This window comes from Sphaerisporangium album, from assembly GCF_003323745.1.
GTDB lineage: Bacteria > Actinomycetota > Actinomycetes > Streptosporangiales > Streptosporangiaceae > Sphaerisporangium > Sphaerisporangium album.
Genome location: NZ_QOIL01000027.1, coordinates 86,020 through 100,805 on the forward strand (window position 1 = coordinate 86,020; position 14,786 = coordinate 100,805).

Sequence of the window (14,786 nt, forward strand, 5' to 3'; positions counted from 1 at the left end):
ATGAAGCTTTTCGCGACGCGTGACGCCTCCCCGGCAGGCCGGGGGGGCAGAACGGGCCATACAGGCTCGGCCGACGACGTGGGCACGGCCGACGCGCCGATCGCCCCCGACCCGGCGGGCAGGAGGGCCGCGGGCCGCGCGGTCCGGCGGCGCCTCGCGGGCCATCTGGTGCGCGGGCTCGCCATGATCTGGGTGGTCACCACGATCAGCTTCGTGATCATCCGCAACATCCCCGGCAATCCGGTCCTCGGCCAGTACGAGGCGCTGATCGAGCGGGGCATGTCCCCGGACCAGGCGCAGCGCGCGACCGCCGCCCTGTACGGCTTCCTGCCCACGGGCTCGCTGTGGCAGCAGTACGTCGACTACCTGAAGGCGCTGCTGCACCTCGACCTCGGCCAGTCGCTCAGCACGCCCGGCACCGAGGTCACCACGCTGATCGCCCACGCCGCCTCGTGGACGATCCTGCCCGTCCTCGGCGGCACGCTGCTGAGCTTCCTGCTCGGGGTGACGCTCGGCGTCTACGCGGGCATCAAGCGCTCGGGCAAGCTGGGCGACGCGCTGGCGATCTCCGGCTCGCTGCTGCACGGCGTGCCGCAGTACGTCCTCGGCCTGCTCGTCCTCGCGATCTTCACGACGTTGTGGCCGATCCTCCCCGCGGGCGGCCCGGTGGACGTCGAGTTCACGCCGGGGCTCAACGGGCCCTACCTGGCCTCGCTGATCCAGCACGCCACGCTGCCCGTGCTGACGTACGCCCTGGCCAGCTACGGCGGCTGGGTGCTGGCGATGAAGTCCAGCGTGGCGACCGTGCTCGGCGACGACTTCATCCTCGCCGCCGAGCTGCGCGGGCTGTCGCGGTGGGTGCTGTTCCGGTACATCGCCCGCAACGCGATCCTGCCGCTGTTCACGATCCTCGCGCTGTCGCTGGGCATGCTCTTCGGCGGCGCGATCTTCATCGAACGGATCTTCAACTACCCCGGGCTCGGGCTGCTGCTCGTCAACAGCATCGGCGCCCGCGACTACGCGCTCATGGGCGGCACCTTCCTGGTGACCACGGTCGCGGTGATCGTCGCCAACATCGCGGCCGACCTGCTGTACGCCGTGATCGACCCCCGTGTGCGGACGGGAGGCGCGGCATGACCGTCACCGCGATGCTCCCCGGAGGCCAGGGCGGCGCCCGCGCCACCCTGCGCCGCAACTTCTGGCGGGGCGTGGGCCGCGTGCTGCGCCGCAAGCCGAGCCGCATCGCCGGGGTGGCCATCATCGCCCTGTTCGCGCTGATGGCCGTGTTCGGGCCGATGCTGTACCCCGCCCACCTCCCGCGCGACGACAACGCCCTCTACGCCGCGCCCAGCCTGGCCCACCCCTTCGGCACCGACTTCGAGGGCACCGACGTCCTCGCGCTGGTCGTGACGGGAGCCCGGTACGTCATCCTCACCGGCCTGGCCACCGCGATCATCACGGTAGCGGTCGGCACGGCGCTCGGGCTGCTCGCCGGGTTCCACCGGGGACGCTGGGACACCGTGCTCATGCGGATCACGGACCTTCAGCTCACCATCCCCGGCCTTCCGCTGCTGCTGGTGCTCTCGACGGTCTGGAAGTTCGAGGGCCCGCTGGAGATGGGCCTGGTCCTCGGCCTGCTCGGCTGGGGCGGCATCGCGCGGGCCGTCCGCTCGCAGACGCTGTCGCTGCGCGAGCGCGGCTTCATCGAGGCGGCCCGGGGGCTCGGCCTGCCCACCCGGCACATCATCGTGCGCGAGCTGCTGCCGGGCATGGCGCCGTACATCGCGATGAACATGCTCATCGCGGTGACCGGCGCGATCTACGCGCAGGTCGGCCTGTTCTTCCTCGGCGTCCTGCCCTTCGACTCCAACAACTGGGGCGTGATGCTGAACCTCGCCGTCTTCGGCGGCGGCGCCCTGACCAGCGCGGCGGCGCTTCCGTACCTGCTGGCGCCGCTGCTGGCCATCCTGCTGCTGACCCTCGGCATCGTGCTCGTGGTCGACGCGATGGACGAGATCTTCAACCCACGGCTGCGTGAGGAGTAACCCGGTGACCATGAACGCGCCACGGCTCCTGAGGCGCTCCCGCCCCGCCGGGACCGTCTCGGGCGGCGCCGTCCCAGGCGGCGCCCCGCGTCCCGACGCGGGGCCGCCGCCGGGCGTCCGCGTGCGCGACCTCACCGTCGTCTACAAGACCCCGCTCGGTGAGCTGCCCGCCCTCGGCGGCGTCTCCCTCACGATCGACCCGGGCACGATCACCGGCATCGTCGGCGAGTCCGGCTCGGGCAAGTCGACGCTGGCGCTGTCGCTGCTCAACGCCGTCCAGCCACCCGGCCGCATCGCCGGCGGCAGCGTGGAGGTCGACGGCCTCGGCGACGTGCTCAAGCTCAAGGGGGACGAGCTGCGCGGCGCGCGCGGGCGTCACCTCGGGTACGTCTTCCAGGCCGCGCAGAACTCCCTCAACCCGCTCAAGACGGTCGGCAAGCAACTGCTCGACCTCGGCCGCTCGCACGGCGTGGACGACCTGGCCGCGCTGGTCCGGGACGCGCGGGCGCTGCTGGAGCGCATGGGCCTGGACGGCGCCCGCGTCCTGGACTCCCACCAGCACGAGCTGTCGGGCGGGATGCGGCAGCGGGTCGGCATCATGCTCGCCCTCGTGCTCAACGCCCGGCTCGCGATCCTGGACGAGCCCACCACCGCGCTGGACATGATCACGCAGGCCACGATCCTGCGCATCGTCCGCGAGGTGCACAAGGAGCGCGGGCTCACCACGCTGATGGTGACCCACGACATCGGCGTGGCGGCCGAGGTCACCGACCGGCTCGCCGTGATGTACGGCGGGCGGGTCGTCGAGCACGGGCCCACCATGGACGTCCTCGGCGCGCCCAGCCACCCGTACACCCAGGGCCTGATCAGGGCCATCCCGCGGCTGTCCGGCGACCCGGCCGAGGCCCGCGCCCTGCCTGGACGGCCGCCCACGCTCGGCACGCTGCCCACGCAGGGGTGCGTGTTCCGGGAGCGCTGCCCGCTGCGCATGGAGGTCTGCGAGACGTCCGCGCCCCTGCCGGTGCGACGCGAGGAGCGGACCGTCGCCTGCCACGCCCGGGAGCCGTACGCGTCCGCCGCCGGACGGGGGGAGCACGCGTGATCAGCGGCACCGGAATCACCAAGACCTACAGGCAGCGCGGCAACGTGCTCGGCGGCCGCGACGTGCGGGCGCTTCGCGGGGTCGACTTCAGCATCCCGAAGGGCGGCGCGGTCTCGTTCATCGGCGAGTCCGGCTGCGGGAAGACCACGCTCGGGCGCATCATCGCCGGCCTGGAGACCTACGAGTCCGGCGAGATCGTCATCGACGGCACGCCGATGTCCTCGCTGCGGCCCAAGCGGCGGGAGGCGGAGTTCCGCAAGATCCAGCTCATCCACCAGGACCCGTACTCCGCGCTCAACCCGACCCGCACGATCCACCAGACCCTGGAGGCGCCGCTCGCCCTGCGCGCCCGCCGCACCGGGCGCCCGTCGTCCTGGGTGGACGACCGCGCCGAGGAGCTGCTGTCCCTGGTCGGCATCGACCCCGGGTACGTGCTCGGCCGCTACCCCCACCAGCTCTCCGGCGGCATGCGCCAGCGCGTGGTCATCGCCCGCGCGCTGACCGTGGACCCGGAGATGCTGGTGGCCGACGAGTCGGTCTCCATGATCGACGTGTCGATGCGCCTCAGCGTCCTCGCCCTGCTCAAGGACCTGCGCGAGCGGCTCGGGGTGAGTGTGCTGTTCATCACCCACGACATCGCCACCGCGCGGTACATCGGCGACGAGGGCGAGCTGTACGTCCTGTACCGGGGGCAGGTGGTCGAGCGGGGGCTCACCGAATCGGTCATCTCGGGTCCCGTCCACCCGTACACGCAGTCGCTGCTGTCGGCGATCCCGGTCCTGCACGGGCTGGAGCGTCCCGGGCGGGAGCGCGTGGTGCCGACCGAGGCCCTGGACGAGCGCCACGCGGACTCGGGCTGCCTGTTCGCGCGCAGATGCCCGTTCCGCACCGAGCGGTGCACGGCCGAGCTGCCCGAGCTGATGCGGGTCGAGGAGCCGCCGATCGGCGGGCTCGCCCCCTTGCCGGAGGCGCCGGGCGCGGCGCCGCACGAGCACGCCTGCTTCCACCCGGTGCGGCGGAGCGTGATCCCCGAGGAGGCCGCATGAGGAGTCCCGTTCGCCCGGAGGCGGCGTGACCGGCATCCGGGTCGCCGCCCCCGGCGAGATGCCGGCCATCGGCGAGCTGGCGCGGGAGGCGCTGGCGCTGGACGCCGAGGAGGCGCCGCAGCTCGTCGCCCGGCTGGCCGCCCCGCCCGAGGGCCGCGCGTGGACGGCGCTGGTCACCTCCGGCCTCGAAGGGGTGGTGTTCGCGTCCACCTCGTCCATCCCCGGCGTCGGCCACGTGGACCTGCTCGCCGTGCGTCCCCCGGCCCGGTGCCGGGGCCTCGGCCGGGCCCTGGTCGTCGCGGCCGAGGGCTGGCTGCGCGAGCACGGGGTGCGGGAGGCGCGGCTCGCCGCCAACCCGCCGTGCTACGCCTGGCCGGGCATCGACGTCCGCTACACGCCCGCGATCCTGCTGGCCGAGAGCCTGGGGTACGAGCGGTACCGCGTCGCCTGGAACATGACCGTCGATCTGGCCGAATACGGCGCCCGGGACGCGTCCGCCGGGCCGCCCGCCGCCCGGACCGGCTATGCCTGGGGGCCCTCGGAGGAGGACGACCTCGCCCGGCTCGCGGCGGCGGGGGCGACCGTGCGCGCGGCGCCCCCCGGCGGGCGGGACGAGGTGGTCGCGTTCGCCCGCGAGAACTGGAACGACGCGTGGGCGTGGGAGGCCGAGCACGCGACCGGCTGCCACTACGCCGTCCGGGGCGGGGAGATCCTCGGTTTCGCGGCGTGGGGCGCCCGCCCCCTGTGGTTCGGCCCGATGGGGACGGCCGAGTCCGCGCGCGGGCTCGGGGTCGGCAGCGTGCTGCTGCGGCGGTGCCTGCGCGAGATGACGGCGGCCGGGCAGCGCACCGCCCAGATCGGCTGGGTGGGACCGCTGGCCTTCTACGCCAAGACCGCCGGGGCGTGGGTGGAGCGCGCATTCTGGCTCTACAACCGGTCCATCCCCTGACCTGTTCGGGGCGCGGCGGAAGAACACCGGCTCTCAGGCGCCCCGGACCGCCGCGCCGGAGGCGCGGCCACAAGCACAGCCCCTCGCGACCCCCGATTTCGGGATATTTCGGCATGAGGACTTATGACCCGACCGCCAGCAGTTCTGGCCACGACCGAGCAGAGCGATCCGCGCTACCGCCGGATCGACCGGCTGCCCACGGAGGAGATCGCCCGGCTGATGAACGCCGCCGACTCCACCGTCCCGGGGGCCGTGGCCCGCGCCGTCCCGGCGATCTCGGCCGCGATCGAGGACATCGCCGCCCGCATGCGTGACGGCGGCCGACTGCTGTACGTCGGCGCGGGCACCTCCGGGCGGCTCGCGGTGCTGGACGCCTCGGAGTGCCCGCCCACGTTCGGCACCGACCCCGAGGTCGTGCGCGGCATCATCGCGGGGGGCGAGGGCGCGCTGACCCGGTCCGTGGAGGGCGCCGAGGACGACGCCGAGGCGGGCGCCGCCTCGATCCGCGAGCAGCGGGTGGGGCCCCTGGACTCGGTGGTCGGCATCTCCGCGAGCGGGCGGGCGCCGTTCGTCGTGGCCGCCGTGGCGCAGGCCCGACGGCTCGGCGCGCTCACCGTCGGGCTGTCCTGCAACGGCGGGGTGCCGCTGTCGGAGGCCGCCGACCACGCGATCGAGGTCATCGTCGGCCCCGAGGTGGTCACCGGGTCGACCCGGCTCAAGGCCGGGACGGCGCAGAAGCTCGTCCTGAACATGATCTCGACGATCTCGATGATCAAGTGCGGCCGCACGTTCGGGAACTACATGATCGAGGTGTCCGCGAGCAACGCCAAGCTCGTCGACCGGGCGGCGCGCATCGTCGCCGACATCAGCGGCGCGGACGTCGCCGAGGCCCGCCGCGCCCTTGCCGCCGCCGGGCACGAGGTGAAGACGGCCGTAGTAATGATCGCCCGCGGCCTCGACGCCGACGAGGCGCGCCTCCTGCTCGCCGCCTTCGACGGCCGCCTCGACAACGCCCTGGACGCGGCCGCGGCCGCCCCGACGGCCTGACCCCGCCCCGATGGCGCGGCCCCGCCTCGACGGGGTGATTCCCGGGGCGTGGGTGATCCCCGAACGCCTCATGTCCGTGGCACGTGAACGACTCAGGATGGGATGAAAGCCCACATAGTCGGGCATACTCACCTCAGCCATCGGAGCGGCGTCCCGCCGGTGACCACGACTGGGCGCCCGCGTCGGACGGGGAGGAGATGCCCTCGCCTGTACGAGTGCGCCGTGTGTACGACGACCCCTCCCCGGAGGACGGGACGCGCGTCCTGGTGGACCGTCTCTGGCCGAGGGGCCTGAGCAAGGAAGCCGCGGACGTGGGCCTGTGGCTCAAGGACATCGCGCCGTCCGACGAGCTGCGGGCCTGGTACGGCCACGTTCCGGACAGGTTCCCGGAGTTCGAGCGCCGCTACCTCGCCGAACTGGAGGACCCACGCCATCGTCCCGCCCTGGAGTGGCTGCGCGAACTGCTCCATGAGCCGCCCCTGACCCTCCTCACCGCCACGAGGGACGTGCGGATCAGCCACGCCGCAGTCCTCGCCCGCCTGCTCGGCCAGGCGGGCTGACCTTCACAGCAACCTTCCGCCGGATTCTTCGCCCGTCGTTCGCCGATGCCGGCGCGACGTGGCGAATCGCACGCAAAGCGCGAACGGCGGCCGTCGACAGGAGTAGCTTCTCTCAGCATGTTCTCGGGGTATGCGCATCAGAGGTTCCGGTCCCGCCGGTTCGGGACGGCCGTGACGATCCTCGCCACGGCCGCGACGTCCGCGGTGGCGCTGGACGTCGCCTCCGCGTCGGGCGTGCCGGGCACGCACACGGCGCTCGCGGCGCCATGGCGCGCGGGCTCGCCACTGGTCGCGGGCTCGCCGGGAGGTACGGGTTCCCCGGGGGCCGCGGGTCCGGCGGTGGGTGAGGGGCGTCGGGCGGTGGAGTCGGTCCTCGGCCTCGGCGACTCGGTGCCCGCCGGGTCGGCGTGCGAGTGCGTCTCCTACGTCTCCCTCGTCGCCGAGAGCCTGTCGGCCCGCCAGGGCACGCCGGTCGCCGGGCCGAACCTGGCCGCCGCGGGCCTGACCACCCAGGGCCTGCTGGACATGCTGGACGACGACGCCGTGCGGGCGGGCGTGGCGGGGGCCGATCTGACCGTCATCACGATCGGGGCGAACGACTTCGAGGAGGAGGGCGTCGAGGACGACGCGTGCGGCGCGGACCTCGCCTGCTACGGGACGGCGCTGGAGCGGCTGCGGGCCAACATGGACGCCCTTCTGAGCAGGATCCACGCCCTGCGGGGGCCCGGCGGGCGTGTCGTCGTGACCGGCTACTGGAACGTCTTCCTGGACGGCGCCGCCGGGCGCGCCCGGGGCCCGAAGTACGTCGCGGGCAGCGACCGGCTCACCGTGGCCGTGAACGCGGCGCTCGCCGCCTCGGCCGCCGCGTCCGGCGCGCTGTTCGCGGACCTCCACACGGCGTTCAAGGGGGAGGAAGGGACGCGCGACGACACCGGGCTACTGGCCGCCGACGGCGACCATCCCGGCGCCGAGGGGCACCGGCTCATCGCCGAGACGGTGCTGGCGGCCGTGTCGGCTCCGGATCCGCGCAGGTGACGGCGGGTCTCGTATGCGTTTTTTCCGGCACGTCCGGGTATCGACACGTTGTCCCCCGCCGGTAGCCCGGCCGCGAACGCGGCGCGTGATCGTTGGCACAGGGGAGAGCACACATGAACCGCATACTCGCCGTGACCGCGCTGCTCGTCTTCACCGCCTCGGCTCCCGTCGCGACCCAGGGCGCCGTGTCGGCGTCCGTCGCCGCCGCACCCGGCCCGGTCACGTCCGTCGTGACCGGGGGCGGAGGCGGGGGTGGAGAGACACCTCCTCCGGCGGTGGGCAAGAGGCGGGCGGCCGAGACGACCGTGAGCGCGGCGCAGTACAAGATCCTCTACAACCAGTGCCGCTACGCCGACACCCGCAAGGCGCGCCGGCAGTGCCGCCTGGCGGTGCGGACGAACTACCGCATCGGGGCGTACAACGAGAATCTCGACTGCCGGACGTACTCCGGCATCACCGTCTGCGGCACGCTCAAGCTGAACAAGCGGGAGCGCCGCTGCGTGGCCTACCTGGTGAAGGCGGGCCTCACCGAGCGCCGCGCCGAGGTCGAGTGCTACGCGTTCGTATGACGCGCCCGCCCGGCGGCGGTGCCCGAGGGCGTCGCCGCCGGTGGGAAGCGTTTTCCGTGCCCCCTAGGCGACCCTTTGAGCCCGGGAGAGATCTGGTGACGGCGCCGTCCCGTCCCATTAAATCGGATCATGCCGCATATTTCGCTTGGAAACGACGCCCCCGGCATCGTGGGGCCCATGCTGTACCGGCCCGAGACGGCCAAACCCCTCAACGCCCTCGTCGACGTACTCCTGCGCGCCGACAACACGCTGTCCCGCGGCGAGCGCGAGCTGATCGCCGCCTACGTGTCACGGCTCAACGACTGCGAATTCTGTGGCTCGATCCACGGGGCGATGGCGGCCGAGCAGCTTCCCGGCGGACAGGAGCAGGTCGCCCAGGCCTGCGTGAACCCCCACGTCGCCGACGTGTCGCCGAAGATGCGCGCCCTGCTCGCGGTGGCCGCCCAGGTACGCGAGGGCGGGCGGGCCGTCACGGCCGAGGCCATCGCCGCCGCGCACCAGGCGGGCGCCAGTGACCTGGAGATCCACGACACGGTGCTCATCGCCGCCGCGTTCTGCATGTTCAACCGGTACGTCGACGGCCTCGGCACCACCGCCCTGCCGAACGAGGAGGACTACGTCCCCATCGCCCAGATGATCATCGAGGCGGGCTACGGCGGCGTCATCACCGGATCGCCTTCCTAGCCGGCCCCCTGCCGGCTCGGCGTGACAGGCCTCCTTCCGCCGGCTCGCCTGGCCGGCCTCCGGCCGCGTCTGGTCGGACGGCCGGCCCGGCGACGGCCGAGGTCGGCCCGGCCGGCTCCCCGCGCGGTCGCCGCCGTGAGGTTTCTCGCAGCGTAACGGGGGTACGCGCGAGCGCACCCACGCGGACCGGGGCCGCCGATCGAGGCCCGGCCCACGGCCCGCGCCGGGCGCCGGGGGTCTAGCGCGAAGGAGACGAGAATTCCGATGGAGCACAGCGGCGACGTCATCACCGTCCTGACCACCGATCACCGCGAGGTGGAGGGGCTGTTCGCCGAGTTGGAGATGCTGCGGGGCTCCGGACAGGACGACCGCCGCAAAGAGCTGACCGAGAAGGTGATCACCGAGCTGGTCAGGCACTCGGTCGCCGAGGAGGCGTACCTGTACCCGGCCGCGCGCAAGCGTCTCCCGGGAGGGGACGCCCTGGCCGACCGCGAGGTGTCCGAGCACGCCGAGGCCGAGCGGCTGATGAAGGACCTGGAAGGCGCGGATCCCGCGGACCCGGTCTTCGACCACCTGCTCGACCGGTTGATCGCCACCGTACGGCAGCACGTGCGCGAGGAGGAGCATTCGCTGTTCCCGGAGCTGGTGCGGTATGTCGAGGCGGAAGAGCTGGTCAGCATTGGCAGGAAGATCCTGGCCATCAAGAAGATCGGCCCCACCCGGCCTCACCCCGCCGCCCCGGACAGCCCCCCGGCCAACAAACTCCTGGCCCCGGGCACCGGCCTGGTGGACCGCGTCCGCGACCTGCTCTCAGGCCGCGGAAGAGCCTGACCCCTACGCCCGCATGATCGGGTGAGCGAAGCGTTCGAGGCCCGAGGTCAAGAACAGGCTTGGGAGCGGTTCGCAATCACCCCGCCCGCCGGGCAGGTCTGTTTACGGCGTGGGTGAACGGGGAGCAGCCGGTTATGCGGGTGATTGTGGTTGGTGCGACCGGAAACGTCGGAACCAGCGTGGTAACCGCCCTGGAGGAGGATCCGAGCATCACCTCCATCGTCGGGGTGGCCCGGCGGATGCCCCGGTGGCGGCCGGGGAAGACCGAATGGCGAGCCGCCGACATCGCCACCGGCGACCTCACCGAGATCTTCTCCGGCGCGGACGCCGTGGTGAACCTCGCGTGGCTGTTCCAGCCGACGCACGACCCCGTGGTGACCTGGCGGTCCAACGTGCTCGGCGGCATGCGGGTCTTCCACGCCGCCGCCGAGGCGGGGGTCTCCACGCTGGTGCACGCGTCCTCGGTCGGCGCCTACTCGCCGGGCCCCAAGGACCACCCGGTGGACGAGAGCTGGCCGACCCACGGGTGGCCGCGCGCCGCCTACGCCCGCGAGAAGGCCTACCTGGAACGGGTGCTCGACATCTACGAGCGCGACCACCCGGGCATCCGCGTCGTCCGCATGCGTCCGGGCTTCATCTTCAAACGCGAGGCGGCCACCCAGCAGCGCCGCCTGTTCGCCGGGCCGTTCGTCCCGCAGCGGCTGGTACGCCCCGGCCGGGTGCCGTTCGTCCCCGACATCCCCGGCCTGCGCATCCAGGCCCTGCACTCCGACGACGCGGGCGAGGCCTACCGCCTCGCCGTCACCCGCCCGGTGTCGGGCGCGTTCAACCTCGCCGCCGACCCGGTCGTCGACCCGGCGGCCCTGGCGAGGCTCCTGTCCGCCCGCCTCGTCCCCGTCCCTCCGTGGCTGGCCCGGGGCGCCGTCGCGGCGGGCTGGCACCTCCACCTCGTCCCCGCCTCACCCGGCCTCGTGGAGATGGCCCTGCGGATCCCGTTGATGGACACCACACGCGCCCGCGCCGAACTCGGCTGGCGACCACGCCGCACCGCCCTGGACGCCCTACGAGAAATGCTGGCCGGCATGACCGGCGGCGCCGGAATGGACACCCCGCCCCTGGAACCCGAATCCGGCCTGAGGGGCCGCCTCCACGAGCTCACCACCGGAGCAGGCAGCCGCCCGTGACGCACCGCGCCAGGACGCACCCAAGAGGCGGAGGTGAGGACCGTTTCCGGCGTGGCGACGGGTTCAGGCGGGGACGTGGTTGCGGAGGGCCAGGGGGGACGGGTACGGGTGGAAGTGGGTTTGGTCACGGAGGTAGGTGGCGTGTTCGCCCTTGGCGTGGTGGCTGAGCAGGGTCAGGGGGACGCTGAGGGGGACCAGGTGGGCCCGGTAGGCGTCGATCACTTCGGTCAGGTCGGCGCGGCGGACCGCGTCGAGGCGGTCGCTGATCATGCCCAGGCAGTGCTGAAGGACGTTGACGTTGCGGCCGATGGTCGCGCGGACGGTCAGAGCCGCGCGGAAGGCCCGGTCGTAGACGGCGGCGAGGTCGTCGCGGGGGGACGTGCCCGCCGTCGCCACGACGTGGCCGAGGGTCCTGTAGGCGGCGGGGTCGTGGGCGAGCAGCTGCGTCTTGTGGCGGCTGTGGAACACCACCAGGTCGCGAGGCCGCCAGCCGGACGCGAGGAACGCCCGGAGCCGGGCGTGCGCGAAGATCCGCTCGACGAACGCCTCGCGGAGGACGGCGTCGCGCAGCCGTCCCTCGTCCTCGGCCGGCAGCAGCGGGTGGGCCTTCATCACCCGGCCGGCGAACAGGCCGGGGCCTCGTCCGGCGACGGACGTCTCGCCGTCGTGCACCGGGACGCCGTGGATGCCGCACGTGGGGCTCTTGGCCTTGAAGACGTACCCGTCCACGTCGAGGGCGGCGGCGCGCTCGGCGGCCAGCGCCCGCATGGGCTCGGTGAGATCCCTGCGGGTCCGGCGCGTCACCAGGCGCGGCTCGGATTCGTCCGCTGGTTCGCCTGGGCGGTGCTCGCCCGTTGAGGATCTCTCCAGGTGAAGGGTTTCCCTGGGGGCGCCGAGGCCGATTTCCATTTCTGGGCAAATCAGTACCCAGTCCACGAACTCGGACAGTAGGTCGGTGAGGAATCGGTCGCGGCTGTGGCCGCCGTTGAAGCGGACCGGCTCGCCCAGCAGGCAGCTCGACACGGCGACGCGCGGCCTCGCGTGCTCCCAGATCCGCTCGTACGCCCGCTCGCGGTACTGGCCGTCCATCTCGTGTCCCATCTCGGCGCGCCGTGGTCGATGCGGCGAAGGCCCGGTCTGAGCCATCCCCCTGCTTCTTCCTTCGGACGCACGGGCGTCGGTGGTTGCCGGCATGTCGCCGACAGCGGACGTGAGCGGCAATCCGCGCGCCGGTGCATCCGGACGCCGCGCCGCTGCGAAGGTCCGGGCAGTGATCGAAGGAGCTGGCCGATGGGAATGGCGACGCGGGGCGCGGTCGTGGTGATCGGTGCGGGGCTCGCGGGCCTGGCGGCCGCCGTACGGCTCGCCGCGGCCGGGCGCGACGTGACGGTGGTCGAGGCCGAGGACGGTCCGGGAGGCTGCTGCGGCAGCGCGCGGCTCGGCCCGTACCGCTTCGACACCGGGCCGTCGGTGCTCACGATGCCCGGCGTGCTCGCCGGCCTCTTCGGCGTGGCGGGCGAGGACCTCGACGACCGGCTGCCGCTGCGCCGGCTCGACCCGTACTACCGCCTGACCTACCACGACGGCTCCCGCCTGGACGTACGCCCCGGGGAGGAGGCGATGGCCGAGGAGGTGCGCAGGGTCTGTGGCCCCGCCGAGGCCGCGCGGTACGTACGGTTCCGGCGGCTGCTGGGCGAGATGTTCGCGATCGAGTGGCCGTCGTTCATCGACGCCGATATGACCCGCCTCCGCAGCCTGCTCAGGCCGTACCCGCTGGCCCGGCTGGCGGCGCTCGGCGGCTTCCGCAGCCTGGACGCCCTGGTCAGGCGGCATCTCACCGACGAAAGGCTCATCAGGGCCCATACCTTCCAGGCGTTGTACCTGGGCATGCCGCCGCGCCGCGCGCTCGGCATCTACGCCGTGATCGCCCACATGGACACCGTCGGAGGCGTGTACTTCCCCCGCGAGGGCGGCATGCACGCCATCCCGCGCGCGCTGGCGGCCGTCGCCGAGAAGGCGGGCGCCGTGATCCGCTACGGCGTGCGCGCGGTCGAGGTCGAGACCGACACGGCCGGAGTCGCCGCCGTGCGCCTCGGCACCGGCGAGCGTCTGGCCGCCGCGTCCGTCGTCGTCGCCTGCGACCTTCCCGCGGCGCACGCCGGTCTGCTGCCGCCCGGCTCGGGGGACTGGAGGCTGCGCCGTCCCCGCCACGCGCCGTCCTGCCTGGTGCTGCACTTCGGGCTCGACCGCCGCCTGCCCGCCCAGGCGCACCACACCCTGCACTTCGGCGAGCAGTGGAACTCCACCTTCGAGGCCCTGGCCGCCGGACGGCCGCAGCCCGACCCGAGCCTGCTGGTCACCTACCCCGAGGGGGACGACGGCGCCGCGCCCGAGGGCCACGCCACGCTGTCGGCCCTGGAGCCGACCGCCAACCTGCTCGGCGGCCACGACTGGGACCGGCTCACGCCCCGCCTGGAGGAACGCCTGCTGGCCCGGCTCGCCGATCTCGGCTACGGCGACCTGTCGGCCGCGCCGAGGCTGACGCTGGACCCGCCCGCCTGGAAGCGGCGCGGCCACTCGGCCGGCACTCCCTTCGCGCTCGACCACCGCTTCACGCAGACGGCGTGGTTCCGGCCGGCGGCCGCCGCCCGTCGCGTCCCCGGGCTGCACTTCGCCGGCATGTTCACCGCGCCGGGTGTGGGCGTGCCCCCCGTTCTGATCTCCGGCCGGCTGACCGCCGAGCGGATCCTGGAGAGCCTCCGATGACGCTGACCGCCTGCTACGAGCGTTGCCGCAGGCTGAACGCCCGCCACGGCCGTTCGTACTACCTCGCGACCCTGCTGCTGCCCTCCTGGAAGCGCCTGCACGTGCATGCTCTGTATGGATTCGCCCGGTATGCCGATGAGATCGTGGACTCCTTCGGCATGACAGGCGACCGGGAGGCCGCACTGGACGCCCTCGCCCGGCGGGTGGCGGCGGCGCTCGGCGGCGAGCCGGTGGAGGACCCGGTGCTGCCCGCCTTCGCGCACACCGTCCGCTCCTTCGGCGTAGACCGCGGCGACATCGACGCGTTCCTGCGCTCGATGCGCGCCGACCTCACCGTCACCCGCTACGCGACCTACGAGGACCTGCTCGGCTACATGGAGGGCTCGGCCGCCGTCATCGGCACCATGATGCTGCCGGTTCTGGAGGCCGTACCCGGGGCGGCCGGCGACGCGCGCGAACCCGCCCGCCAGCTCGGGCTGGCGTTCCAGCTCACCAACTTCCTGCGGGACGTCGCGGAGGACCTGGCGCGCGGCCGCGTCTACCTGCCGACGCGGGACCTGGAGAAGTTCGGCGTGGAGGTGTCCGACCTCGGGCGCGGGCGGGCCGGTCCGGCCGTGCGCGAGCTGCTGGCCTTCGAGGCCGGACGGGCGCGCGAGCACTACCGGCGGGCGCTGCCGGGCATCGACCTGCTCGTCCCCTCGTCCCGGCCCTGCATCCGCGCCGCCTACGAGCTGTACGGCGGGATCCTCGACGAGATCGAGGCCGCGGACTACGACGTGCTGGCCATGCGCGCGCGGGTGCCGCGCCGCCGCAGGCTGGCCATCTTCGCCCGCCACCTGCCGATCGCCTCGGCGGCGGCCAGGGCCGAGCGGCGCGTCACCGTCGAGACGCCCTGAGTCGTGTCGCCGTCTCACCGTCCCGCCGTACGGTGGGTCACCCGGAGCGTTCGTGGACGGACATCGACGGGG

15 protein-coding genes are annotated in these 14,786 nt (G+C 73.3%); 14 read left to right on the top strand and 1 reads right to left on the bottom strand.

The window, feature by feature from the left end; genetic code table 11:
* The 12 genes from DQ384_RS34960 to DQ384_RS35015 all read left to right on the top strand — a co-directional run bounded on the left by DQ384_RS34960 (nt 1) and on the right by DQ384_RS35015 (nt 11,052).
* Nucleotides 1-1,137, top strand: coding sequence for an ABC transporter permease (locus DQ384_RS34960; RefSeq protein WP_114033159.1), 1,137 nt, complete (start codon nt 1-3; stop codon nt 1,135-1,137).
* Nucleotides 1,134-2,045, top strand: coding sequence for an ABC transporter permease (locus tag DQ384_RS34965; protein WP_245966997.1), 912 nt, complete (start codon nt 1,134-1,136; stop codon nt 2,043-2,045). Before DQ384_RS34960 ends, DQ384_RS34965 begins: the two co-directional genes overlap by 4 nt.
* 10 nt (nt 2,046-2,055) lie before the next feature.
* Entirely contained in the window at nt 2,056-3,147 is a 1,092-nt protein-coding gene (locus tag DQ384_RS34970; protein ID WP_114033211.1) for an ABC transporter ATP-binding protein, read from the top strand.
* The gene (locus DQ384_RS34975; protein ID WP_114033160.1) at nt 3,144-4,193 is read left to right on the top strand and encodes an ABC transporter ATP-binding protein; all 1,050 of its coding nucleotides are present in this window, start codon (nt 3,144-3,146) and stop codon (nt 4,191-4,193) included. Before DQ384_RS34970 ends, DQ384_RS34975 begins: the two co-directional genes overlap by 4 nt.
* Before the next feature lie 25 nt (nt 4,194-4,218).
* Nucleotides 4,219-5,142, top strand: coding sequence for a GNAT family N-acetyltransferase (locus DQ384_RS34980; protein WP_245966998.1), 924 nt, complete (start codon nt 4,219-4,221; stop codon nt 5,140-5,142).
* Nucleotides 5,143-5,265: 123 nt separating this feature from the next.
* Nucleotides 5,266-6,189 (top strand): N-acetylmuramic acid 6-phosphate etherase, encoded by a 924-nt coding sequence (gene murQ, locus DQ384_RS34985; protein WP_114033161.1) that lies wholly within the window; start codon nt 5,266-5,268, stop codon nt 6,187-6,189.
* A gap of 215 nt (nt 6,190-6,404) precedes the next feature.
* The gene (locus tag DQ384_RS34990) at nt 6,405-6,749 is read left to right on the top strand and encodes a DUF488 domain-containing protein (RefSeq protein WP_245966999.1); all 345 of its coding nucleotides are present in this window, start codon (nt 6,405-6,407) and stop codon (nt 6,747-6,749) included.
* Nucleotides 6,750-6,866: 117 nt separating this feature from the next.
* Nucleotides 6,867-7,784 carry an SGNH/GDSL hydrolase family protein gene (locus DQ384_RS34995; protein ID WP_181871583.1) on the top strand — a complete coding sequence of 306 codons (918 nt, stop codon included), beginning with the start codon at nt 6,867-6,869 and terminating at the stop codon, nt 7,782-7,784.
* Between the two features lie 113 nt (nt 7,785-7,897).
* Complete coding sequence (locus DQ384_RS43400) at nt 7,898-8,353, top strand: hypothetical protein (RefSeq protein ID WP_245967000.1); 456 nt, start codon at nt 7,898-7,900, stop codon at nt 8,351-8,353.
* A gap of 177 nt (nt 8,354-8,530) precedes the next feature.
* Nucleotides 8,531-9,037 carry a carboxymuconolactone decarboxylase family protein gene (locus DQ384_RS35005; protein ID WP_245967001.1) on the top strand — a complete coding sequence of 169 codons (507 nt, stop codon included), beginning with the start codon at nt 8,531-8,533 and terminating at the stop codon, nt 9,035-9,037.
* 264 nt (nt 9,038-9,301) lie between these two features.
* Complete coding sequence (locus tag DQ384_RS35010) at nt 9,302-9,868, top strand: hemerythrin domain-containing protein (protein WP_114033165.1); 567 nt, start codon at nt 9,302-9,304, stop codon at nt 9,866-9,868.
* 134 nt (nt 9,869-10,002) lie between these two features.
* A complete protein-coding gene (locus tag DQ384_RS35015; protein WP_114033166.1) occupies nt 10,003-11,052 on the top strand; it encodes an NAD-dependent epimerase/dehydratase family protein in 1,050 nt (349 codons plus the stop codon).
* Between the two features lie 63 nt (nt 11,053-11,115).
* On the opposite strand, the gene DQ384_RS35020 is transcribed toward DQ384_RS35015, so the two are convergent.
* Entirely contained in the window at nt 11,116-12,141 is a 1,026-nt protein-coding gene (locus DQ384_RS35020; protein WP_114033167.1) for a YbgA family protein, read from the bottom strand.
* Nucleotides 12,142-12,342: 201 nt separating this feature from the next.
* Between DQ384_RS35020 and crtI the strand changes: the two genes are divergently transcribed.
* Nucleotides 12,343-13,818, top strand: coding sequence for a phytoene desaturase family protein (gene crtI, locus DQ384_RS35025; protein ID WP_245967004.1), 1,476 nt, complete (start codon nt 12,343-12,345; stop codon nt 13,816-13,818).
* Nucleotides 13,815-14,714, top strand: a complete 900-nt coding sequence (locus DQ384_RS35030; protein WP_114033169.1) for a phytoene/squalene synthase family protein — start codon at nt 13,815-13,817, stop codon at nt 14,712-14,714. Before crtI ends, DQ384_RS35030 begins: the two co-directional genes overlap by 4 nt.
* Nucleotides 14,715-14,786 lie beyond the last annotated feature (72 nt).